The sequence below is a fragment of the Hydrogenophaga sp. genome (assembly GCF_026125785.1).
GTDB lineage: Bacteria > Pseudomonadota > Gammaproteobacteria > Burkholderiales > Burkholderiaceae_C > Hydrogenophaga.
Genome location: NZ_JAHCKL010000046.1, coordinates 1 through 1194 on the forward strand (window position 1 = coordinate 1; position 1194 = coordinate 1194).

The window sequence follows — 1194 nt, forward strand, 5'->3', positions numbered from 1 at the left end:
CCTTACTCGATGATCTTGGCCACGACGCCGGCGCCGACGGTGCGGCCGCCTTCGCGGATGGCAAAGCGCAGGCCTTCTTCCATGGCGATGGGCGCGATCAGCTTGACCGTGATCGACACGTTGTCGCCGGGCATGACCATTTCCTTGTCCTTGGGCAGCTCGATGGAGCCCGTCACGTCCGTCGTGCGGAAGTAGAACTGCGGACGGTAGTTGTTGAAGAACGGCGTGTGACGCCCGCCTTCGTCCTTGCTCAGCACGTACACCTCACCCGTGAAGTGCGTGTGCGGCTTGATCGAGCCCGGCTTGCACAGCACCTGGCCGCGCTGCACTTCTTCGCGCTTGGTGCCGCGCAGCAGAATGCCCACGTTGTCGCCCGCCTGTCCCTGGTCCAGCAGCTTGCGGAACATCTCCACGCCCGTGCAGGTGGTCTTTTGCGTGGCCGAGATGCCCACGATCTCGATTTCCTCGCCGACCTTGACCACGCCGCGCTCGATGCGGCCCGTCACCACCGTGCCACGGCCGGAGATGGAGAACACGTCTTCCACCGGCATCAGGAACGCGCCGTCCACCGCGCGCTCGGGCGTGGGGATGTAGCTGTCCAGCGCATCGGCCAGGCGCATGATCGCCTGCTCGCCCAGGTCGCCCTTGTCGCCTTCGAGCGCCAGCTTGGCCGAGCCCTTGATGATCGGTGTGTCGTCGCCAGGAAAGTCGTACTTGCTCAGCAGTTCGCGCACTTCCATCTCCACCAGCTCCAGCAGCTCGGCGTCGTCGACCATGTCGCACTTGTTCAGGAAGACGATGATGTAGGGCACGCCCACCTGGCGCGCCAGCAGGATGTGCTCGCGGGTCTGGGGCATCGGGCCGTCTGCGGCCGAGCACACCAGGATCGCGCCGTCCATCTGGGCGGCTCCGGTGATCATGTTCTTGACGTAGTCGGCGTGGCCGGGGCAGTCCACGTGTGCGTAGTGGCGGTTGGCCGTCTCGTATTCCACGTGCGCGGTGTTGATCGTGATGCCGCGCGCTTTCTCTTCAGGAGCCGCGTCGATCTGGTCGTACGCCTTGGCTGCTCCGCCAAACTTGGACGCCAGCACCGTCGTGATCGCCGCCGTCAGCGTCGTCTTGCCATGGTCAACGTGACCGATCGTGCCCACGTTCACGTGCGGCTTGGTCCGCTCGAATTTCTCTTTTGCCATT

Annotated in this window: 1 protein-coding gene; it reads right to left on the bottom strand. The window is 64.6% G+C overall.

Going from position 1 to position 1194, the window contains the following annotated elements; translation table 11 throughout:
- Positions 1-2 precede the first annotated feature (2 nt).
- Complete coding sequence (gene tuf, locus KIT53_RS20240; RefSeq protein WP_297756297.1) at positions 3-1193, bottom strand: elongation factor Tu; 1191 nt, start codon at positions 1191-1193, stop codon at positions 3-5.
- Between the last annotated feature and the right edge of the window lies 1 nt (position 1194).